The 20,899-nt window shown below is 61.2% G+C and carries 20 protein-coding genes and 2 pseudogenes; 11 read left to right on the top strand and 11 right to left on the bottom strand.

Going from position 1 to position 20,899, the window contains the following annotated elements:
- Positions 1-9: 9 nt before the first annotated feature.
- The 3 genes from N2A41_RS09995 to N2A41_RS09985 all read right to left on the bottom strand — a co-directional run bounded on the left by N2A41_RS09995 (position 10) and on the right by N2A41_RS09985 (position 2,635).
- Positions 10-1,194, bottom strand: a complete 1,185-nt coding sequence (locus tag N2A41_RS09995; RefSeq protein WP_260110832.1) for an ABC transporter ATP-binding protein — start codon at positions 1,192-1,194, stop codon at positions 10-12.
- A complete protein-coding gene (locus N2A41_RS09990; protein ID WP_260110831.1) occupies positions 1,191-2,021 on the bottom strand; it encodes a metallophosphoesterase family protein in 831 nt (276 codons plus the stop codon). The genes N2A41_RS09995 and N2A41_RS09990 overlap by 4 nt, the downstream gene beginning before the upstream one ends.
- Before the next feature lie 218 nt (positions 2,022-2,239).
- A complete protein-coding gene (locus N2A41_RS09985) occupies positions 2,240-2,635 on the bottom strand; it encodes a hypothetical protein (RefSeq protein WP_260110830.1) in 396 nt (131 codons plus the stop codon).
- Positions 2,636-2,781: 146 nt separating this feature from the next.
- Here N2A41_RS09985 and N2A41_RS09980 point away from each other — a divergent pair.
- Together N2A41_RS09980 and N2A41_RS09975 are read left to right on the top strand one after the other, a co-directional pair.
- Positions 2,782-3,070: pseudogene (locus tag N2A41_RS09980) on the top strand (hypothetical protein).
- 156 nt (positions 3,071-3,226) lie between these two features.
- Positions 3,227-3,415: a hypothetical protein gene (locus N2A41_RS09975; RefSeq protein ID WP_026154148.1), complete on the top strand. Its 189-nt coding sequence runs from the start codon at positions 3,227-3,229 to the stop codon at positions 3,413-3,415.
- 21 nt (positions 3,416-3,436) lie between these two features.
- On the opposite strand, the gene N2A41_RS09970 is transcribed toward N2A41_RS09975, so the two are convergent.
- Positions 3,437-5,809 (bottom strand): alpha-amylase family glycosyl hydrolase, encoded by a 2,373-nt coding sequence (locus N2A41_RS09970; protein ID WP_222383959.1) that lies wholly within the window; start codon positions 5,807-5,809, stop codon positions 3,437-3,439.
- A 261-nt stretch (positions 5,810-6,070) separates the two neighbouring features.
- On the opposite strand from N2A41_RS09970, the gene N2A41_RS09965 reads away from it, so the two are divergent.
- The 6 genes and pseudogenes from N2A41_RS09965 to N2A41_RS09940 form a co-directional block, all read left to right on the top strand.
- Positions 6,071-8,197, top strand: coding sequence for a calcium-binding protein (locus tag N2A41_RS09965; protein ID WP_260110829.1), 2,127 nt, complete (start codon positions 6,071-6,073; stop codon positions 8,195-8,197).
- Positions 8,198-8,429: 232 nt separating this feature from the next.
- Complete coding sequence (locus N2A41_RS09960) at positions 8,430-8,732, top strand: hypothetical protein (protein ID WP_222335196.1); 303 nt, start codon at positions 8,430-8,432, stop codon at positions 8,730-8,732.
- A gap of 41 nt (positions 8,733-8,773) precedes the next feature.
- Positions 8,774-9,280: a winged helix-turn-helix transcriptional regulator gene (locus tag N2A41_RS09955; protein WP_222383958.1), complete on the top strand. Its 507-nt coding sequence runs from the start codon at positions 8,774-8,776 to the stop codon at positions 9,278-9,280.
- Between the two features lie 13 nt (positions 9,281-9,293).
- The gene (fabF, locus tag N2A41_RS09950) at positions 9,294-10,559 is read left to right on the top strand and encodes a beta-ketoacyl-ACP synthase II (RefSeq protein WP_222383957.1); all 1,266 of its coding nucleotides are present in this window, start codon (positions 9,294-9,296) and stop codon (positions 10,557-10,559) included.
- An 82-nt stretch (positions 10,560-10,641) separates the two neighbouring features.
- A complete protein-coding gene (locus tag N2A41_RS09945; RefSeq protein WP_222383956.1) occupies positions 10,642-11,070 on the top strand; it encodes a DUF4864 domain-containing protein in 429 nt (142 codons plus the stop codon).
- 105 nt (positions 11,071-11,175) lie between these two features.
- A pseudogene (locus tag N2A41_RS09940) lies at positions 11,176-11,382 on the top strand (acyltransferase family protein); the annotation flags it as partial.
- Between the two features lie 2 nt (positions 11,383-11,384).
- On the opposite strand, the gene tgt reads toward N2A41_RS09940, so the two are convergent.
- The 5 genes from tgt to coaD all read right to left on the bottom strand — a co-directional run bounded on the left by tgt (position 11,385) and on the right by coaD (position 15,327).
- Positions 11,385-12,515, bottom strand: coding sequence for a tRNA guanosine(34) transglycosylase Tgt (gene tgt / locus N2A41_RS09935; protein ID WP_222383954.1), 1,131 nt, complete (start codon positions 12,513-12,515; stop codon positions 11,385-11,387).
- Positions 12,516-13,598, bottom strand: a complete 1,083-nt coding sequence (gene queA, locus N2A41_RS09930; protein WP_017964288.1) for a tRNA preQ1(34) S-adenosylmethionine ribosyltransferase-isomerase QueA — start codon at positions 13,596-13,598, stop codon at positions 12,516-12,518.
- A 75-nt stretch (positions 13,599-13,673) separates the two neighbouring features.
- Positions 13,674-14,183: a peptidylprolyl isomerase gene (locus N2A41_RS09925; RefSeq protein WP_003559389.1), complete on the bottom strand. Its 510-nt coding sequence runs from the start codon at positions 14,181-14,183 to the stop codon at positions 13,674-13,676.
- Between the two features lie 29 nt (positions 14,184-14,212).
- On the bottom strand, positions 14,213-14,785 hold the full coding sequence (locus N2A41_RS09920; protein WP_017964287.1) for a peptidylprolyl isomerase: 573 nt from the start codon (positions 14,783-14,785) through the stop codon (positions 14,213-14,215).
- A gap of 47 nt (positions 14,786-14,832) precedes the next feature.
- A complete protein-coding gene (coaD, locus tag N2A41_RS09915) occupies positions 14,833-15,327 on the bottom strand; it encodes a pantetheine-phosphate adenylyltransferase (protein WP_017964286.1) in 495 nt (164 codons plus the stop codon).
- 90 nt (positions 15,328-15,417) lie between these two features.
- Here coaD and N2A41_RS09910 point away from each other — a divergent pair, with 90 nt between their 5' ends.
- Together N2A41_RS09910 and N2A41_RS09905 are read left to right on the top strand one after the other, a co-directional pair.
- Complete coding sequence (locus N2A41_RS09910) at positions 15,418-15,699, top strand: hypothetical protein (RefSeq protein ID WP_222383953.1); 282 nt, start codon at positions 15,418-15,420, stop codon at positions 15,697-15,699.
- 123 nt (positions 15,700-15,822) lie between these two features.
- Entirely contained in the window at positions 15,823-15,978 is a 156-nt protein-coding gene (locus N2A41_RS09905) for a hypothetical protein (protein ID WP_003539654.1), read from the top strand.
- Between the two features lie 345 nt (positions 15,979-16,323).
- Here the strand turns inward: N2A41_RS09905 and gyrA are convergent, their stop codons facing one another.
- Positions 16,324-19,158: a DNA gyrase subunit A gene (gene gyrA / locus N2A41_RS09900; RefSeq protein WP_017964284.1), complete on the bottom strand. Its 2,835-nt coding sequence runs from the start codon at positions 19,156-19,158 to the stop codon at positions 16,324-16,326.
- Positions 19,159-19,394: 236 nt separating this feature from the next.
- Here gyrA and N2A41_RS09895 point away from each other — a divergent pair, with 236 nt between their 5' ends.
- Positions 19,395-20,042, top strand: a complete 648-nt coding sequence (locus N2A41_RS09895) for a MarC family protein (RefSeq protein ID WP_017964283.1) — start codon at positions 19,395-19,397, stop codon at positions 20,040-20,042.
- A gap of 120 nt (positions 20,043-20,162) precedes the next feature.
- On the opposite strand, the gene N2A41_RS09890 is transcribed toward N2A41_RS09895, so the two are convergent.
- A complete protein-coding gene (locus N2A41_RS09890; RefSeq protein ID WP_222383952.1) occupies positions 20,163-20,672 on the bottom strand; it encodes a single-stranded DNA-binding protein in 510 nt (169 codons plus the stop codon).
- Positions 20,673-20,899 lie beyond the last annotated feature (227 nt).

Below are 20,899 nucleotides of genomic sequence, written 5' to 3'. Positions count from 1 at the left end.
AATCCCGCTCTAGCCATGCGCCCTCTCCCGTTGAGAGTCGCCCGCAATCAGCCCGGCATCGCCTGTTGCAACGCTGCCGGCCAGCCGGCTGCCGTCTTCGGCAAAGATCAGTGTGCGGCCGGGCGAAAGCCGTAGCCCGACCGAATCGCCGGCCTCAAGGCCGGAAGCTTCGGCCGGTTGAACCTTGGCAACGATCGTCTCGCCGATCGCCTCGAGCCGGCAGTGGAGGATGACTTCTGAGCCCAGGAATTCGACGCGTTCGATCCCGGCAGCAAGGCCGTCATGCCGGCTCTTGGAAAGAAAGACGAATTCCGGGCGAATGGCGAGCGTGACCGGCATCTTGCCGCCGGGCGCATTCTCAAGCGTCAGGCGCAGGCCGCCGCAGAGAATGACCCCGCCTTCCGCAAAGGCCGGCAGCAGATTGATGCGCGGCTGGCCGATGAAGCGGGCGACCTCGATATGGGCGGGATCATCGTAGATGACCTCGGGGCTGGCGATCTGCAGCAACTTTCCGCCCATCATCACGGCAACACGATCGGCCATGGAAAGCGCTTCCGCCTGGTCGTGGGTGACATAGAGCGTCGGCACGCCGGCGCGGCGATGCAGGTCGACGATCTCGCCGCGGGCGTGAACGCGCAGATTGGCATCGAGATTGGAGAGCGGTTCGTCCATCAGGAAGATGCTCGGCTGGCGCACCATGGCGCGGGCCAGCGCCACGCGCTGACGCTGGCCGCCCGACATCTGGCCGGGCTTGCGGTCGAGCAGGTGATCGATCTTCAGCGATGTCGCCATATCCCTGACATCGCGGGCGATCGCCCTGCGGGTGGCGCGCTGGCCCGGCATCAACGACCCGATGAAGGGCAGCCGCTGCATCCTCGACAGCCGGCGCATCGCCAAGGGCACGGCGATATTCTCAGAGGCCGTCAGATGCGGATAAAGCGCGTAGGACTGAAAGACCATGGCGATGTTGCGGTCGGCGGCCGCAACGCCGGACATGTCGAGCCCGCCGATCAGGATTTCGCCCTGGTCGGCATGGTCGAGGCCGGCAAGCACGCGCAGCAGCGTGCTCTTGCCGCAGCCGGAGGGGCCGACCAGCGCGATGAATTCGCCGGCGCCGACATCAAGGCTCACGCCATCAAGGATCTGGTTGCCGCCGAAAGCCTTGGTGATGCCGCGAAGCGAGAGCGCGCTCATTCGACGGGCTCCCGCGGTTTGACCGCTTGGGGATAGACCTCGTGCACGACATCGTCGAGCACATGCGCAGTCATGCCGGGAACGGCGACGATCGTGCTTTCGACAGCAGTATCGAACTCGTGGACAACGGCACCGATCAGGCGCTCGCCCGGCATTTCGCGCTCCATCTTGTCGATGATGAAGGCGACCGACGGACCCCATGTCAGCTGGGTATTGTCGAAGCGACCCTGCCAGGCCCAGTGGAGATGGCCGCTTGCAAACAGCGCCACGTCATGGGCAGCGATCAGATCATAGAGCCGCCGGCGCTGAGACGGGCGAACACTCCAATATCCGGGATCGCCTTCATCTGGCGCGTCGACGAATAGCGGCTTGTGCGCAAAAAGCGCAACGCGTCGCCCTGCCCTGGCGGAAAGCGCCTGAGCTAGCCATTCGAACTGGGCGTCCTCCTCCTCATCTTCGTGACCAAGAAGCAGCGAGTTCAACCCGATGAAGCGCCAGCCACCCGCATCCTCCAGCCAGCGGTCGTCGCCGGCAAGGCTGCGCCAGCGGGACAGCCGCTCGGCATTGACGGGCTGATCCGATCCCTTGAGGTGGCCGACATCGTGATTGCCGGGGACGATCAGCATCGGGATCGACACCTGGCGCATCAGATCCATCGAAAAGGTGATGTCGTCGTCCTTATCGGCGCCGTCGACGGTGAGATCGCCGGTATGGACGATCAGGTCGGCGCCGGTCGCTTCGATCCAGCTCAGAAGCGGTGCCCAGTTGCCGTTGAAATGCGGCTTGCCGGGACTGAAATGGGTGTCGGTGATCTGAATGATTTTCATGGGCGCGTCTCCGAGACCTCGGCAGCGCGTCACCCGCGCTCCCTTCTCCTGCCCTCTCTAGAAGGCTCCCATGTCAATCACACAGCTGAGGTTTTCAGCTGTTTCTCAGTTTTGACATCAATCTGTCATGCAGACCAAGGCAGCGCGTGGAAACCGGAGCAGCCTTGGCCGGTGTTTGGAATTAAGAACATGCGGGCGCCTGCAACATTGCGTTGCAATCAGTGCCGTGGCGCGTTTGCGGGAATGGACGATACCGTTGCCGATACAGGGTCGCTTGCAGGAAAGCTGTCCTCGAGGCCTTCGTCGAGTTCCTCTTCCAGCGTTTGCCTGTCGCCGGCCGAACGCGCGCTCGGCTGGCCGATCAAGCCCTTGCTGCCTTCGTCGAAATTGCCGTTGCTCAAGGCATCGTAACGGTTGATGCTGCCGTCGGCTCCGCCGCCGGCAAAGGCGGTCAGCTGAACCATCATGACCTTGGCGTGCTCGACCGCCGTCGTATCGTCGAGCTCGCCATGGGAGTTGTCGAATTTGACGGAAATCGATTCTCCTCCCTCGCCCAAGAATTCCACGGTGAAGATGTCGCCGGCTTGTGTCACCCGAGTATCGATCAGCTGCATGGAAACCTCCTGTGTTCATGCACCTCAACGGCCATCCAGGTCCGGAGTTCCATTTCAATGCAAGCGGCCGGCCCTCGCGACGATTGACCGGCTCGGGAACAAATAATGCGGATGCGAGCTCGTTCGAGGTTCAACAGGTCGCGTCCATGTCGATGTCACTACTGTCGCCTGCTGAAAAACGCTCGTTCTGCGATATTCCGGCAGATCGGAAACGCACAATGATATCGAGCTATTCGGAGGCGTTGCGCAAACTCGCCAGATCGGCCGAAGTGATCGGACGGGCCGACATGCTGCCAGCGCTGATTGAGATGGCGGACGGATTGGAGAGCATGCGAGACAAAGGCCGGCGCCGAAGTGCTGGCGCACACAGTGCGGCTGGTCCGCACGACCGAGGGAATGCTGGCGTCGATGTCCTCGTCGTCAAACGTCCATTGAACGTTCCTGAGAACGATCGCGGCTGTCCGGCTAGGCCGATGGCGATCTCCTTTGCCGAAGACCGGCATTTATGGTTAATTTATTAATAATTGCGGGATTATGAATGGAACCAGACAACCTTTCCAACTGTTGATGCTGCGCCGTGGAGGAACCCCGATGATCCTGAAAATCCTTGCACCCAAGATCGACGCCGATTGCCATGACACCGGCACCTATCCCGATGGGATCTTTGCCGAAAACCGGATCGATCTTTCCGCTCGCCGCGACGGCCGCAGTCGCTCGCCGCATGAGCGCGACTACGGCAATGACAGGAAAGTGGAAAACCTGCCGCTCGGCTTTGCCTGACCACACCGGACGTCGGAAGCGTCATAGCCTACGAAAGACCAGAACACCCGATGCCGGCAGCACGGCATTCAGCACTCCGGCCGTGGCTCTGATTCTCCCGCCGCCATTGCCGACGTTCCAACCGCCATATGTGCGAGCATCGCTATTGAAGATCTCCTCCCAGAGGTCGTCCCCCAGCCGTTCGCTGTGCAACCGATAGCCGTGTTCGAAGGGAGCGTCGTTCAGCGACCCCACGACAAGGAAATCCTCGCCGTCATTCCATCGATGAAATGCGATCACTCGATTTTCATCATGAACCAGGGGAATGGAGATGTTGCGGGAGCGAATGGCATCCTGGCGGATGCTGAGCGCGATCAGATCGCGATAACAGCTGAGCATCCCTGCCCCGTTGCCATCAGCTTCGCCGAGAATATTCTCCCGGTTCTCGAGGAAATCATTGTAGCGATAGGGCTTCTGGGCGCCGATTTCCTCGCCCATAAAGAACATCGGCGTCCCGGCGGATAGCAGCGTCATCGCAGCCGCGAATCGGGATCTCGCCTCTGCCCACGCCCTGGTTTCGCCGACAACAGGCGCGAAATTGACGGCGATAACAGCGGTTCGTGCCGATCCTTCACGATTGCCGCAATCATCATGCGACTGGTTGTAGACCACCTTGGATCGCGCGCTCGTCTGCAATGCGCCGGCAAGAGACGACATGGTCAGCGCCCGCTTGTCCCCGAAACCGGCATTCTTCAACAGCTGAGCCTGCGCGCCGCCGAGATATTCGACCAGGTTGTGATGAAAATCGCCGTACCAGGTCGCATCGAAGCCGAGCCCGTCGCCGGTCAGGCTTGGCTCGGTCATCGCCGACCAGTCCGAATAATCCTCGGCCGTCAGGAAAAGCTGCGGCTTGATCAGCCGCATCGTGCGGGTCCACTGCTTCAGAAACTTGGCCCCGAAGGCAGCGGCGCGATCGGCGCGTCGGCCATCGGCATGCAGCACCGGATATTGATGGATCGAACTTGTCTGATCGAGCCGGAAACCATCGATATGGCAGACGGAGACGAGAAATGCCGCGCTCGAAATGAAAAGCTGGCGCACGGCTTCCTCGTCGAAGCGGGGCGCCCATCCCGTGGAGATGTTGTCGATATAGCCGCCTGTCGGGTCGGCGTAATCGCGGGGGCGTCCCTCGTACCAATAATAGATATTGCGGGTGTGATCGTTGGAATCATAGGCCCATTGCGCCCGCTCGCCATCCGGATCGAAGTGGTTGTAACAGACATCGAGGATGACGGCGATGCCGCGCTGGTGGCAGACCTTGACGAACATCTTCAGCCGGTCGGTACCGCCAGCCCCCTGATCGGCGGCAAAGAAATGCGACGTGCCGTAACCCCAGTTGGCCCGCGTCTCGAATTCCGCAATCGGCAGCAGTTCCACAGCGTTGACGCCGAGCTCGGTAAGATGCTCGACGAAGGCAATGGCATCATCAAGCGTGCCGGGCGCGGCCTTACCGAAACCGAGGGCACCGACATGCAGTTCATAGATCACCAGATCCTCGAGCCGATCCGGAAGTTTTCGATCGCCGGCGAATTCGTCGGCCCAGAACGCCTCGGCGGCAAGCTCCTCCCCCGACGGCAGCACCACCCGCTTCGGGTCGCAGACCACCGAACAGCTTTGCGGTCCGTCCAATGCCGCCGGCGATCCGTGATAGATCGCTCCATCGGGATCGAAGTCTCCCGCGCCGATCTGCATGAGGGACCAGATATCGGTGCGGTAGGCGAGCGATCCATCATCCCTGGTGACGCGGTACATATAGGGCGTGCCGACCATGCGGTCGAAATCGGAAAGGCCGTGGTCCTCGCCGGTTTCAACGCTCCAGAATCCGTCAACGGTCCTTCGCATCCTGATGGTTGCGACCGCTCCGGTGCCGTCATCGGCGATGTAACCGACGGCGGGATCGGCAAGCACGAGCGAAACGGCCCTGGCGTTCGGCGCCCAGACCGAAAAACGAATGCCGTCTGCACCGTCGCGCCTTTCAGCCCGGTTCGCCCCCAGACGGCCAATCCATGTCAGATAATAGGTCTGCGGCGCCAAGTCCTGCCGGAGATCGAAGGAGCGTTCGCGAAGCGCCGAGGCCTCGTCGTCCAATTCGGCGGCGATCGCCCAAAGGCTTGAAACGCCGGGTCGATCGAGTTCGATCCCCCAGCGAAAATGCGTGCCGATCGCGTCATCGGGAAAGGGAACCCTGATGACAAAGACATCATAGCCATCCTCGTCACGAGAGCGCTGCATAGGAACAGACGTCCACTCGTTCGAGGGGCGGCCTTGCTCGTCCCAACTGCCGCGAAGGCGGACATTGTCGAACGCCATCGAGGGCAGGCCGCTGCGAAACCGGAATTGAACATTGACGGTCATCGGATCCTCCAAAACCATGTCGGATTTCGCCAGACTCTGCCTATGGGCCGTCCCACTCGGGCATGATCAGCCGGCCGAACGATAAAATGCAAGCGCAGATTACATAATAAATACAATCCGAATTGAGCCACATTCGCAACAATATATCATGGATAACGAGTCATCGTCGCACGATCCTCCTCGTGTATTAAATCGAATTGGCGCCAATAAATAGGGATTCATTCCCATTGCCACTTCCCTCGTAAACCGGGAGAAAAACTTATGGTTCAAGCCGTTAGAATAAACGATATTATTCGTTCCTTTGGAATTGACACGCATATCGACTACACCGACGGAAAATATTCCAACGTCGTAGAAGTGGTTAAGGCTCTCGACTATCTTGGCCTTGATACAGTTCGCGATCACGCCCCCAACTCGGCCTCCGATCGTAACGGCCAAACGCATCTCGGCGATGCCGCCGAAGCCGGCGTACAATTCGTCTTCAGCGCCCAGCGGGAAGTCGACCCCGCCACCGTGGCCCAGCGGCTGCATGATTTCGTGCAGGCTCATCCTGGATCGGTCGTCGGCATCGAAGGACCGAACGAAGTCAACAACTGGCCGGTCAGCTATCACAGCCTGAGCGGCCAGGCCGCAGCGGTCGCCTATCAGAAGGACCTGTCTGCCGCGGTCAACGCCGATCCCTTGCTGAAGAATATCCCCGTTCTCGGCTTTACCGGGTATACGGTCGCGTCGGCCTCTGACTACACGACGATCCACACCTATGCGAAGGATGGCGACCAGCCATATTCATGGCTTTCCCGAGAATCCGGCGTTCAGCGCGCTGCCGATCCGGGCAAGCCACTGGCGATCACCGAGACCGGTTACCACACCTCGCTCACCGCCGATACCAATGGCGGCTGGGAAGGCGTCAGTGAAGCGACGCAGGCAAAACTCCTGCTCAATACGCTGATGGACGGCGCCGCACTCGGATCGAAACAGACATTCATCTACGAGCTGCTGGACGCCTATTCCGATCCGCAGGGCGCCAATCAGGAAAAGCATTTCGGCCTTTTTCATCTCGACTATTCCGCCAAGCCGGCTGCGACGGCGATCCACAATCTGACCGAAATCCTTGCGGACGACGGCGCCGCGAAGGCGAGCTTCAGCCCGGGGACCCTCAATTATTCGATCGACGGTCTGCCGTCCTCGGCCCGCAGCCTGCTGACGGAAAAATCGGACGGAAGCTACCAGATCACCATCTGGAATGAGCCCGATATCTGGAACCAGTCCACTGATACCGCCATTCAGGCTGCGGACACGGCCGTCAAAGTCAATCTCGGCGCCTCGTTCGGCTCCGTGAAGGTCTTCGACCCGCTGACCGGAACGACGGCGATCAAAAGCCTCAGCAACGTCTCATCGCTGACGCTCGATGTCGTCGACCATCCCGTTATCGTCGAGGTAGCAGGCACCGGCGCCAGCACACCGCCGCCGGCCACCAACCATCTTTACGGCGGCACCGGCAACGACACCTTCACCGTGACCAATGCGAATCAAATCGTCGACGAAAGCCGGGGCGGCGGAACGGATACCGTCATGTCGTCGATCAGCTTCAGCCTCAAGGATACGGCGCATACGATCGGAAACGTCGAGAATCTGACGTTGACCGGCACCGCCAATCTGAACGGCACCGGAAATGGCCTGGTGAATGTTCTCGTCGGCAATTCCGGCAACAATATCCTCGATGGAAGCACCGGCGCCGACCACATGGCGGGGCGCGCCGGCAACGATACCTATGTGGTCGACAATGCCGGCGATTTTGCCGATGAAACAGCCGGATCCGGCAAGGACACCGTCAAGGCTTCGACTTCCTTCAGCCTGGCCGATCTGAAGCGCACGGCCGGAACGATCGAGAACCTTGCCTTGACCGGAACGGCCAATCTCAGCGCGACGGGCAACAACACGTCCAACGTGCTGACCGGCAACGACGGCAGCAACAGTCTCAATGGCGGCAAGGGCGCCGACCAGTTGAGCGGCGGGCTCGGCAACGACAAGCTGATCGGCAAAGCCGGCGCCGACATTCTGACCGGCGGCGGAGGCGCCGATTCCTTCGTTTTCGACGTTAAGCCCGACAATGTGAGCATCGACAAGATCCGAGATTTCTCCTCGGCGGCCGGCGACAAGCTGCTGCTCGACCATTCGATTTTCGCGGCACTCAGCCTATCCGGATTTTCGGATGAGAATTTCGTTGTCGGTACGAAAGCGCTCGAAGCTGACGATAGACTGATCTACGACCAGGCCAGCGGCATTCTATCCTTTGATGCGGATGGAAGTGCCGCGGGTGCGGCAATCCATATCGCCGATCTCGACAATTCTCCGGCGCTTCACTTCAAGGATTTCGTGCTGATCTGACCCGGCCAGGCCCGTCGCTATTCAGCAGCGGGCTGCCGCAACACGTGCGTTTCTAAAGCGCGTCACGATCTTTCAGATTCGCTCCTTTCGCTTTAACTCTTTGTTTTTACGCATATCGTTGCCGCAAAACCGCTGCACGCTTTTGCGCGACATGCTTTAGCCTCCTCTTGCCGGCATGAAAATCCCGGCCACATTCTCCGTTGACTCCACTCGTGCCGCAACGGAGAAGCCTTTGCCCTGGATCGCCTATATCGCCCACCTTATCGCCGCAGCATTTCTGACCAACGGCATCCCGCATTTCGTCAACGGAGTGAGCGGCCGGCGCTTCCGCATCCCATTCGCGCAAGGGGCAAAGCTTGGCTCGCCGACAGCCAATGTCGTTTGGGGCTGGGCGAATTTCGTCATCGCCTTCCTGCTGTTTGCCAATGTCGGGCCGCTCTATATCGGCACGCCGGGCGATACGATCTTCATGGCAATCGGCATGCTCGTCACCGGCATGCTGCTCGCCCGCATTTTCGAGGGCAACGCCACATAGTAACTTGCATGATGATAGTCACTGCTATAGTGACATTAGCCATGCAACGGACGAGCTTCAGTGACTTCAAATGCCCGGCGGCGCGCGCGCTCGACAGCGTCGGCGACTGGTGGAGCATGCTGATCCTGCGCGACGCCTTCCAGGGGCTTTCGCGCTTCGACGAATTCCAGAAAAGCCTCGGCGTGGCGCCGAATATCCTGACACGGCGGCTGAAACACCTGACGGAAAAGGGGCTGTTCGAACGGCGGCTCTACCATCAGCGCCCTGCCCGCTACGAATATCGGCTGACGGACAAGGGCCGTGATTTCTTTCCTGTTCTGATGACCCTGTTTTCCTGGGGAAACCGGCACATTCGTGAGGAAGACCTTGCCTTTCTCTTGGGCGATGCCGCCTCCGGTAAAGAGCGTCAGGCGGTGCTGGTCGATGCGCGGACCGGCGAACAGGTGACACCCGAAAACACCAGCCTGCTTGCAGGCCCTGCCGCCGACGATGAGGTGCACGAGCGGATCGCCCGCATGCGCGCCTGGTATCTCGGCATCGACGCATAGAAAGGAAAAGGAAATGGATCGTATCGTTGTCACCGGAATGGGACTTGTCTCGCCACTCGGCACCGGCGTCGATCCCGCCTGGAAGCGCCTTCTCGACGGCGGTTCGGGGCTGAGGGTGCTGGCGGAGGATATCGTCGGCGAGCTCTCGGCCAAGGTCGGCGGCATCGTTCCCGGTATCGCAGAAGATGCTGAGGCCGGCTTCGATCCCGATCGTTACATCCCGCCGAAAGACCAGAAGAAGATGGACCGTTTCATCCACTTCGCCATGGCGGCGACGGAGGAAGCAGTAAAACAGGCCGGCTGGATGCCGACCGACGAAGCCGAGCGCCAGCGCACGGCAACGATAATCGCGTCGGGGGTTGGCGGCTTTCCGGCGATCGCCGAAGCGGTGCGGATCGGCGAAATGCGCGGCGTGCGGCGGCTGTCGCCCTTCACCGTGCCCGCCTTCCTCGTCAACCTCGCCGCCGGCCAGGTCAGCATCCGCTACGGCTTCAAGGGGCCGCTCGGGGCCCCGGTGACGGCGTGTGCGGCCAGCGTCCAGGCAATCGGCGACGCGGCGCGGCTGATCCGCTCCGGCGAAGCGGATGTGGCGATCTGCGGCGGTGCCGAGGCCTGCATCGACAAGGTGAGCCTCGGCGGCTTTGCCGCTGCACGTGCCCTTTCCACCGGCTTCAACGAGACGCCGGAGCTGGCGTCACGGCCCTTCGACACGGCCCGCGACGGTTTCGTCATGGGCGAAGGCGCCGGCATCCTGGTCATTGAGACGCTCGAGCACGCGCTTGCCCGCGGCGCCACACCACTCGCCGAGCTCGTCGGCTACGGCACGGCGGCAGACGCCTACCACATGACCTCAGGACCTGAAGATGGCGACGGCGCCCGCCGGGCGATTGACGCGGCACTGCGGCAGGCAAAGATCCCCGCCTCCGAGGTCAAGCATCTCAACGCGCATGCGACCTCGACGCCGGTCGGTGACAGAGGCGAGATCGCGGCGATCGGCACAATCTTCGGCCGCAATGGCGGCATTGCCGTCAGTGCGACCAAATCGGCGACGGGGCATCTGCTCGGTGCCGCCGGCGGGCTGGAGGCGATCTTCACCATCCTTGCGCTGCGCGACCAGATCGCGCCGCCGACCCGCAACCTGGATCAGGCCGATCCAGCCGCCGACGGCATCGATATCGTCGGCAAGACGGCGCGGCCGCTGGCAATGGACTATGCGATCACCAACGGTTTCGGCTTCGGCGGGGTGAATGCCAGCGCCCTCTTCCGGCGCTGGTCGTAAAGTCCGCTTTTCTTGCGCCAGAAATCGCCTACACTTCTGCCTGTCGGGGGATCGTTTCCCTGACAGAGCCGGAGATCAATCCATGCGCGCCTTCTTCGCAGTTCTCATCCTGTGTGCCGCATCCGCCCTCTCCTCCGTATCGGCCCGCGCCGAAGATCCGATCGACACGACGCGGACGATGATCGAGGAACAGATCAAGGCCTTCCTCAAGGACGATGCCGAGACCGCCTATTCCTTCGCCGCGCCCGGCATCAGGGCGATGTATCCCGATAAGAACCTGTTTTTCGCCATGGTGAAGAAGAGCTACGAGCCGGTCTATCACCCAGGCAATTATGCCTTCGGGCGCTGCCGCTCGATCGACAACGGCGCGCTGATCTATCACGAGGTGCTGATTTCGGGCCGCGACGGCAAGGACTGGACGGCGATCTACCAGATCACCCGCCAGCCGGACGGCAGCTACAGGATCAATGGCGTGCAGATCATGTCGGACGCGGACAGCAAGGGCATCTAACGCGCTGTCTCCTCTCTTCGACGGGACCCAATTGATTTACACGGCTTCGTTGCGCTAACGATTTAGAAATCCTCCTGGAGTAACAAACTACCAACGGAGGGTTGTTATAGCCTGCTGCAGTCACTGCGGCAAAAGGGCTTTGACCTTCCGGCCTCTCCGGCATCAGGTATGGTCGTCGTGATAGCGATTTTCATTGCGGCTGGGATCGTTGCCATTCGCTTCGACGAGCCAGCGCGCAAAAAGCTCAAGACGATGGTTGCACCAAACCCGGCGTCTGCGGTCCCCTCGGCAAGCAACGCGGGAGCGGAGTAGCCTTACACCGGTTCGAGATCACCCCTCGCCCATTCCTCCTGTGTTTCCGCCATGAAATCGGCGAAGCGGCCTTCGGCGATCGCCTTGCGGATGCCCTGCATCAGTTCCTGGTAATAAGCGAGATTGTGCCAGGAGAGCAGCATGCCGCCGAGCGCCTCGTTGGAGCGGACGAGATGGTGCAGATAGGCACGCGAATAATCGCGCGAGGCCGGGCAGTTCGACTGTTCGTCGAGCGGGCGCATATCTTCGGCATGGCGGGCATTGCGGATATTGACCTTGCCGCGGCGGGTAAAAGCCAGACCGTGACGGCCTGAACGGGTCGGCATGACGCAGTCGAACATGTCGATGCCGCGGGCGACCGATTTCAGGATATCGTCCGGCGTGCCGACACCCATGAGGTAACGTGGCTTTTCCAGAGGAAGTACCGGCAGTGTCGTTTCCAGCATCTCCAGCATGACGTCCTGCGGTTCGCCGACCGCCAGGCCGCCGATCGCATAACCCTTGAGGTCAAGCTGGCTCAACGCCTCGGCCGAGCGGATGCGCAGCGCCGGGATATCGCCGCCCTGGACGATGCCGAACATCGCTTTGCCGGGCTGCTCGCCGAAGGCGACCCTGCAGCGCTCGGCCCAGCGCAACGACATTTCCATGGCGCGCTCGATCTCCTTCGGCTCGGCCGGCAGCGCCACGCATTCATCGAGCTGCATCTGGATGTCGGAGCCGAGCAGCCCCTGGATTTCGATGGAGCGCTCCGGCGACATATGGTGCAGGCTGCCATCGACATGCGACTTAAAGGTGATGCCCTGCTCGTCGAGCTTGCGCAGGCCGGATAGCGACATCACCTGGAAACCGCCCGAGTCCGTCAGGATCGGATGCTCCCAGCGAATGAGCTTATGCAGACCGCCGAGACGGGCGACGCGCTCGGCCGTCGGGCGCAGCATCAGGTGATAGGTATTGCCGAGGATGATATCGGCGCCGGTCTCGCGCACCTGGTCGAGATACATGGCCTTAACCGTGCCGACGGTGCCGACCGGCATGAAGGCCGGCGTGCGGATCTCGCCGCGCGGCATGGAGATCTGGCCGAGGCGTGCGCCGGCATCGGTCTTGTCAAGCGTGAATTGGAAGGTGTTGGTCATCTAGGCTTTCCGGAAGAGAAGGCTGGCATCGCCATAGGAATAGAAGCGGTAGCCCGCCTGAATGGCGTGGTCATAGGCGGCACGCATCGTATCGAGGCCCGAAAAGGCCGAGACCAGCATGAAGAGCGTCGAACGCGGCAGGTGGAAATTGGTCATCAGCATATCGACCGCCTTGAAGCGGTAACCAGGCGTGATGAAGATGCCGGTAGCGCCGGCCCAGGGCATAATCTCTCCGCTTTCCTCGGCGGCACTCTCGATGAGCCGCAATGAGGTCGTGCCGACACAGACGATGCGCCCGCCTCTTTCCCGCACGGCATTCAACTGGGCCGCAATCTCGGCGCTGACATAACCGCTTTCGAGATGCATCTTGTGATCGGCGGTATCGTCGGCCTTGACGGGCAGGAAGGTGCCGGCGCCGACGTGCAACGTGACGAAATGGCGTTCGATGCCGGCGCTATCGAGCGCATCGAACAGCCTGGGCGTGAAATGCAGGCCGGCTGTCGGCGCGGCGACGGCGCCTTCCTCACGGGCATAGATCGTCTGGTAGTCCTCGCGGTCGCGCTCGTCCTCGGGGCGCTTGGCGGCGATATAGGGCGGCAGCGGAATATGGCCGACGGCGGCGATCGCCTCGTCGAGCGCAGGTCCTGAGAGATCGAACAGCAGCGTCACCTCGCCGGCCTCGCCCTTTTCCTCGACGGTGGCATCGAGCGAACCGAGGAAACAGCTTTCGCCGGAATGGCCGAAGGAGATGCGATCGCCCTGTTTGATACGCTTGCCCGGCTTGGCGAACGCCTTCCAGCGGCTGGCGCCCACGCGCATGTGCAGCGTTGCGGAAACCTGCTGGCCGCCGGCGCCGTCGCGATGGCGGATGCCCTCGAGTTGGGCGGGAATGACCTTGGTATCGTTAAAAACCAACGCGTCGCCGGCCCGCAGGAACGACATGAGATCGCCGACGCGATGATCAGACAGGCGGCTTTCCGCATTCGGATCGACGACGAGCAGGCGCGCGCCGTCGCGCGGTTCAGCGGGCCTCAACGCGATGCGTTCATCGGGCAGGTCGAAATCGAAAAGGTCTACGCGCATCAGGGCACTTTCAGGCAAAGCGAAACCCGCCCCCGCGCAGCAATGCGCAAGGGCGGGTTTCAGCAGAAATCACAATCAGACGTCGGCGGCAACCCGCATGGAGACGATCGAGTCCGGATCAGAAACCGGCTCGCCGCGCTTGATCTTGTCGACATTGTCCATGCCTTCGATGACCTGACCCCAGACCGAATACTGCTTGTTCAGCCAGGGCGCGTCGGTGAAGCAGATGAAGAACTGCGAATTGGCCGAGTTCGGGTTCTGCGAACGGGCCATCGAGCAGGTGCCGCGCGTATGCGTGGTCGCCGAGAATTCAGCCTTCAGGTCCGGCTTCGAAGAGCCGCCCATGCCGGCGCGGCCGGGATTGAAGGTTTCCGAGCCCTTTTTGCCGAATTCGACATCTCCCGTCTGGGCCATGAAATCCTGGATGACGCGGTGGAAGACGACGCCGTCATAGGCCTTCTCGCGGGCGAGTTCCTTGATGCGGGCGACATGTTCCGGGGCGACCTGTGGCAAAAGCTGAATGACAACCTTGCCCTTGGTGGTTTCCAGAATGACGGTGTTTTCGGGATCCTTGATCTCGGCCATTTGCCTTCTCCTCTTGTTTCTCTCGTAACTTACTTCTTGCCCAGGGTGACCTTGATCATCCGGTCTGGGCTTTTGACTTCGCCGTTCTGGCCTTCGCCCTTCTTGATCTTGTCGACGTTTTCCATGCCGGAGACGACCTTGCCGACGACGGTGTACTGGCCGTTCAGGAAGGAACCGTCGGCGAACATGATGAAGAACTGCGAATTGGCGGAATTCGGATCCTGCGAGCGGGCCATGCCGACCGTGCCGCGCACGAACGGGGTCTTGGAGAATTCGGCCGGGATATCGGGCATATCCGAGGAGCCGGTGCCGGCGAGGCTGGCATCGAAGCCCTTTTCCATATTGCCGTATTTGACGTCGCCTGTCTGAGCCATGAAGCCGTCGATGACGCGGTGGAAGGCGACGTTGTCATATTCGCCCTTCTTGGCCAGCGCCTCGATCTGGGCGACATGCTTCGGCGCCACCTCAGGCATGAGCTGGATGACGACAGGGCCGTTCTTCAGCTGGATGGTGAGATAGTGATCGGCCGACTGGGCAAAAGCATCCCCCGCGAAGGAGGCGAGATACAACACGCCGGCAAATGCGAGATAAAAGAGTTTCATGTGAGCTCCATTGCGGCGGGTTCCGCCTAGTCTTTGCTTTGTTCTTACTAGTTTGAGCGCTTGGATGTGAGGGCCTGCAAGACGGCGGCCGGCACGAAAGCGCTGACATCGCCGCCCATGGCGGCGATCTGGCGGACCAATGTGGCGGTAATGGGCCGCGAGGCCGTGCCCGCCGGCAAAAAGATGGTCTGGATATCGGGCGCCATCGTCCGGTTCATGCCGGCCATCTGCATTTCATAATCAAGATCGGTGCCGTCGCGAAGACCGCGGATCAACAGCGTCGCGCCATGGGTGCGGGCGGCATCGACGACCAGATTGTCGAAGGCGACGACGGCGATGTCGCCGGTCTTGCCGGGCAGCGCCTCGGCCAGCGAACGGCGGATCAGCTCTGCTCTCTCTTCGAAGGAGAAGAGCGGCGCCTTGCCGGGATGGATGCCGATCGCGACGATGACCTTCTCGGCGACGTTCAGCGCCTGGACCAGAACATCCACATGCCCATTGGTGATCGGGTCGAAGGACCCCGGATAAAAAGCTGTCGTCATCTGGTCCGGCCGTTGGTTTGACGCCTTTTGTCACGGATGCCGGCTTGCCGCAAGTGATTTGGCCAGTCGTTCCGGACGACTGAACGGCGGATGAATGTGCCGTTCAAGGCGGTTTCAGACGGGATCTGCTTAACTTGGATCATCAAGGCAGCCGCTGCCATTCCGGCATCCGGCGCTCCCCGAAAGACCAAGTCCATGCTGATCGTGCTCGTTGCACTTGCCGTCGTTTTCTCTCTCGCCGCCGAGATGGTCTATGGCTATTTCGCCGATCAATACGAGGTGAGCTGGGTACGGCCGGAGCTCGCCGAGCATGCGGCGATCGTGCGCGCCCAGGGTCGGCTGCGCGAAGCTTCGAATCTGAACGCCAGATGAACGCGACATTCAAGGTCGCTTCAGATCGCCATTGGTAAACACCCGATCAACATCCGGCGGAACCATTTTCAGACGGATGCGTTCATTCAACCGATACATAGATGCGGCGCGGAAGGAATAAAAATGCCCGGCAAGATTACGATGATTAACGTGCTGTGGATGGTAATGGTCACGGGCATGCTGACCGCAACTGTCGCTCTCTATGATCAGAAGGTTGATACGTCCAAGGTTTATGGTCCCTATGCTTCGGCCCGGACGGCCGTGCTGGGCCAATACTGAGGGGCGAGAACGCAACTCCCCAGGAAAGGAATGCCTATGTTCACGATCTTGACAATGCTCACAGCCCTTATCAGCGTCATGTTCATCGTGTCTGTGGCCTCGACGATTTCAGCGCTCCGGCGCGAAGGCGAAGAGGTGAAGGCGCTGAACGAAAAACATAGAGCGTTCTGACATTCCTCTCTTCCCACCTTGAGCGACACCCTTCCGTCGCCAGGGCCAGTCAAAGCCGGATGCACCAGCGTCCGGCTTTTTCATTGGGCGTAGTCCTAAACCACTATCCGACTTGAAAAGAAAATGGCCCGCGTGAAAAGAAAAGGGCGGCTCGAAGCCGCCCCGTTCACTTGATCATTCCTCGGCAGGCCCGGCCGGATCGCCATCGGCAATCGGCGCCTCGCCGCCGCCACTTTCGGCAGCACCTTCGTCGGTAGTAGGGGCGCTTCCGGCGACCTCGACAGCCTCCTCCGTCTCCTCCTCCTCCGGCTCGCTGATGCGCTCGACCGAGACGACCTTCTCGTCCTTGGCCGTCGAGAAGATGGTGACGCCCTTGGTGGCGCGGCTGGCGATGCGGATGCCGCCGACCGGCACACGGATCAGCTGGCCGCCATCGGAGACCAGCATGATCTGGTCGCCGTCATCGACCGGGAAGGCCGCGACCAGCTCGCCGATCTCGGCGGTCTTGGACGTATCGGTGGCGCGGATGCCCTTGCCGCCGCGGCCGGAGATACGGAAGTCGTAGGAGGACGAACGCTTGCCGAAGCCCTTTTCGGAGACGGTGAGCACGAATTGTTCGCGTGCTCTCAGCTCTTCATAGCGCTCGTCGGAGAGCTGTCCCTCCTCGGTGACTTCTTCACCGACCAGCGCAATATCCTCTTCATCCACGCCCGTCGCCCGGCGTTCAGTGGCGGAACGCTTGAGATAGGCAGCGCGCTCCCACGGCTCGGCATCGACATGACCAACGATCGTCATGGAGATGATGCGGTCGCGATCGCCGAGATTGATGCCTCGCACGCCGATCGAGTTGCGGCCGGCAAAGACCCGGACATCGTCCACGGAGAAGCGGATGCACTGACCGAGTGCGGTCGTCAGCAGCACGTCGTCATGTTCGGTGCAGGTCTCGACGGAGAGGATTTCGTCGCCCTCCTCCTCGAGCTTCATAGCGATCTTGCCGTTGCGGTTGACCTGGACGAAGTCCGACAGCTTGTTGCGGCGGACCGTGCCGCGCGTCGTCGAGAACATGACGTCGAGATTGTCCCAGCTCGCCTCGTCCTCGGGCAAAGGCAGGATGGTGGTAATGCGTTCGCCGGGTGCGAGCGGCAGCATGTTGATCAGCGCCTTGCCGCGTGAGGTCGGCGTGCCGATCGGCAGGCGCCAGACCTTCTCCTTGTAGACGATGCCACGCGAGGAGAAGAACAGCACCGGCGTATGGGTGTTGACGACGAATAGCCGGCTAACAAAATCTTCGTCGCGGGTCGTCATGCCGGAGCGGCCCTTGCCGCCGCGGCGCTGGGCGCGGTAGGTGGTCAGCGGCACGCGCTTGATGTAACCGAGATGCGAGACGGTGACGACCATGTCTTCGCGGGCGATCAGATCCTCGTCGTCCATTTCGAGACCGCCATCGACGATCTCGGTGCGGCGCGGTGTGCCGAACTCGTCGCGGACAGCGATAAGTTCGTCCTTGACGATAGTCTGGATACGGACGCGCGAGGAGAGGATATCGAGGTAATCCTTGATTTCCTCGCCGATCTTGTTGAGTTCGTCGCCGATTTCGTCGCGGCCAAGGGCCGTCAGGCGGGCAAGGCGCAGTTCGAGGATGGCCCGGGCCTGCTCTTCCGAGAGGTTGTAGGTGAGATCCTCGTTAATGCGATGGCGCGGATCGTCGATCAGACGGATCAGGCTTTCGACATCTTCCGCCGGCCAGCGGCGGGTCATCAGCTCCTCACGAGCCGACTGCGGATCGGGCGCCTGGCGGATGACGCGGATGACCTCGTCGATATTGGCGACCGCAATGGCGAGACCAACCAACACATGAGCGCGGTCACGCGCCTTGCGCAGCAGGAACTTTGTTCTCCGGCTAACGACTTCTTCGCGGAAGGAGACGAAAGCGCGCAGCATGTCGAGCAGCGTCAGCTGTTCGGGCTTGCCGCCGTTCAGCGCCACCATGTTGCAGCCGAAGGAGGTCTGCAGCGGCGTATAGCGATAAAGCTGGTTGAGGATGACCTCGGCATTGGCATCGCGCTTCAGCTCGACGACGACGCGATACCCCTGGCGGTCGGATTCGTCGCGCAGGTCGGAGATGCCTTCGATGCGCTTGTCGCGCACCAGCTCGGCCATCTTCTCGATCATCGTTGCCTTATTCACCTGATAGGGAATCTCGGTGATGATGATTTGCTCGCGGTCACCGCGCATCGGCTCGATAGCGGCGACGCCGCGCATGATGACGGATCCGCGGCCGGTCTCATAGGCGGAGCGGATGCCGGCACGGCCGAGGATCTTCGCACCTGTGGGGAAATCGGGGCCGGGAATGATCTGCATCAGTTCCGGCAGTTCGATGGCCGGATCGTCGATCAGCGCGACGCAGCCGTCGATGACCTCGGAGAGATTGTGCGGCGGGATGTTGGTCGCCATGCCGACGGCGATGCCGCCGGCGCCGTTGACGAGCAGGTTCGGGAACTTGGCAGGGACCACGACCGGTTCGGACAGCGTGCCGTCGTAGTTGTCGCGGAAATCGACGGTTTCCTTGTCGAGATCGTCGAGCAGCGAATGAGCAGCCTTTTCGAGGCGGCATTCTGTGTAACGTTCGGCCGCTGGCGGATCACCATCGACTGAGCCGAAATTGCCCTGACCGTCGATCAGCGGCAGCCGCAGCGACCAGGGCTGCGCCATGCGGGCGAGCGCATCATAGATCGCGGAGTTGCCGTGCGGATGGAATTTACCCATCACGTCACCGGTGACGCGGGCGCATTTGACGTATTTCTTGTTCCAGTCGATGCCGAGCTCGGACATGCCGTAAAGGATGCGCCGGTGCACGGGCTTCAGGCCGTCGCGCACGTCGGGCAACGCGCGGCTGACGATGACGCTCATGGCGTAATCGAGATACGACCGCTGCATTTCCTCCATGATGGAGATGGGCTCGATGCCTGGCGGGAGCTTCCCGCCGCCGGGGGGTGTTTGCTCAGTCAAAACAGATCACGATCTCTTCTAGAATCACTGGAAGATTTATAGCGGAAAGCCTGTTGCCGCGCCAATTTCACAGCGCGTTTTGAACAGGCTTTTGCGGCTTAAAGAGGGTAAAACATGCAAGTTTCGCGGCCGGACCGGACAAATCCGCCGCGGGCCGCCGCGGGATATTTGCCAAATCGAAATCCCCGCTTCACAATCATTTGAACCACGCACCCATATGGGGTTCCGGAGAGCCGATGGCAAGCGCCGACCAATTGATCAACGCCTTCACGACGCTGCTCGTCACCATCGATCCACCGGGGCTTGCGCCGATCTTTCTGGGCCTGACGACAGGCATGAGCCGGACCGAGCGCAAGCAGGTGGCGCTGCGCGGCTCGGTCATCGCCTTCATCATCCTTGCCGTCTTCGCGCTGTTTGGCGCCGGCGTGCTAGGCGTGCTCGGAATTTCGATCGGCGCCTTCCGCATCGCCGGCGGCCTGCTGCTGTTCTGGATCGCCTTCGAGATGGTGTTCGAGAGGCGGCAGGAGCGCAAGGAGAAGGCGACCGAGGCGGCGATCACCAAGGATCATATCGAGAATATCGCCGTCTTTCCCCTCGCCTTGCCGCTGATATCAGGTCCGGGTGCGATCTCGGCGACGATCCTGCTAGCCGGCACGCTCGCCACCTCGATCGGGAAAGCCCAGCTGATCGGCGTCCTTGCCGCCAATCTGCTGCTGACCTTCGTCATGCTGCTCATCGCCGAAAGGCTGGACCGTTTCCTCGGCGTCACCGGCCGGGCCATCCTGACACGGCTCCTCGGCGTCATCCTGGCCGCCCTTGCCGCACAGTTCGTCGTCGACGGGGCTAAGTCGGCGTTCAATCTGATCAGCGCGACGCCGCACTGAAACGGCCGTAGACGATTGAGGCCGCGGTCTGAACGATCTGCCGCGAGAACAAAGAAGAGCATGACGCCGTTATGGACGTCATGCTCTCCAGTCTTTCACAAAACTGCGAAAGCCTAACGATCAGAACGGGATGTCGTCGTCGAGATCCCGCGAGAAGTTGCCGCCGCCGCCACCGCCGCGGCTGGGTGATGAGGAGGGAGCCGGGGCGCCGTAGTCGTCGCCATAATCGTTGCCGCCACCGGCGCTGCCACGGCCGCCGCTCGCACCGCCGCCTTCGCCGCGGCCGTCGAGCATCGTCAGCGTCGAACCGAAACCCTGCAGCACCACTTCCGTGCTGTAACGGTCCTGGCCCTGCTGGTCCTGCCATTTGCGGGTCTGCAGCTGGCCTTCGATATAGAGCTTGGCGCCCTTCTTCACATATTGCTCGACGACCTTGCAGAGGCCTTCGTTGAAGACGACGATCGCGTGCCATTCGGTCTTTTCGCGGCGCTCGCCGGAATTGCGGTCGCGCCAGGTCTCCGAGGTTGCAAGACGGATATTGGCGATCGGCCGGCCATCCTGAGTGCGGCGGATTTCCGGGTCCGCGCCGACGTTTCCAATCAGAATTACCTTATTCACACTACCAGCCATGCTTCTCACCCTGCCTGCCGCCCTGCCCGGCGGCGTTTAATCGATCGGCGCACCTTAAACCATCACGGACCGCCGATGCGCATGGGCGGCATTTAATCCACATGTTTATCCATCAGAACGCCGCATGCATCCATCAGGATTTTTGTTCTTTATTTGTTCTAGGTTATCCGTATGATCCTGTCAACAGAATCGAAAACCTTGAGCCCTTGCGGATATTCAGCCTCGAC

The organism is Rhizobium sp. SRDI969 (assembly GCF_025152725.1).
GTDB lineage: Bacteria > Pseudomonadota > Alphaproteobacteria > Rhizobiales > Rhizobiaceae > Rhizobium > Rhizobium leguminosarum_I.
The sequence above is the reverse complement of the archived record's forward strand: the minus strand, read 5'-3'. Positions and strand labels throughout refer to the sequence as shown.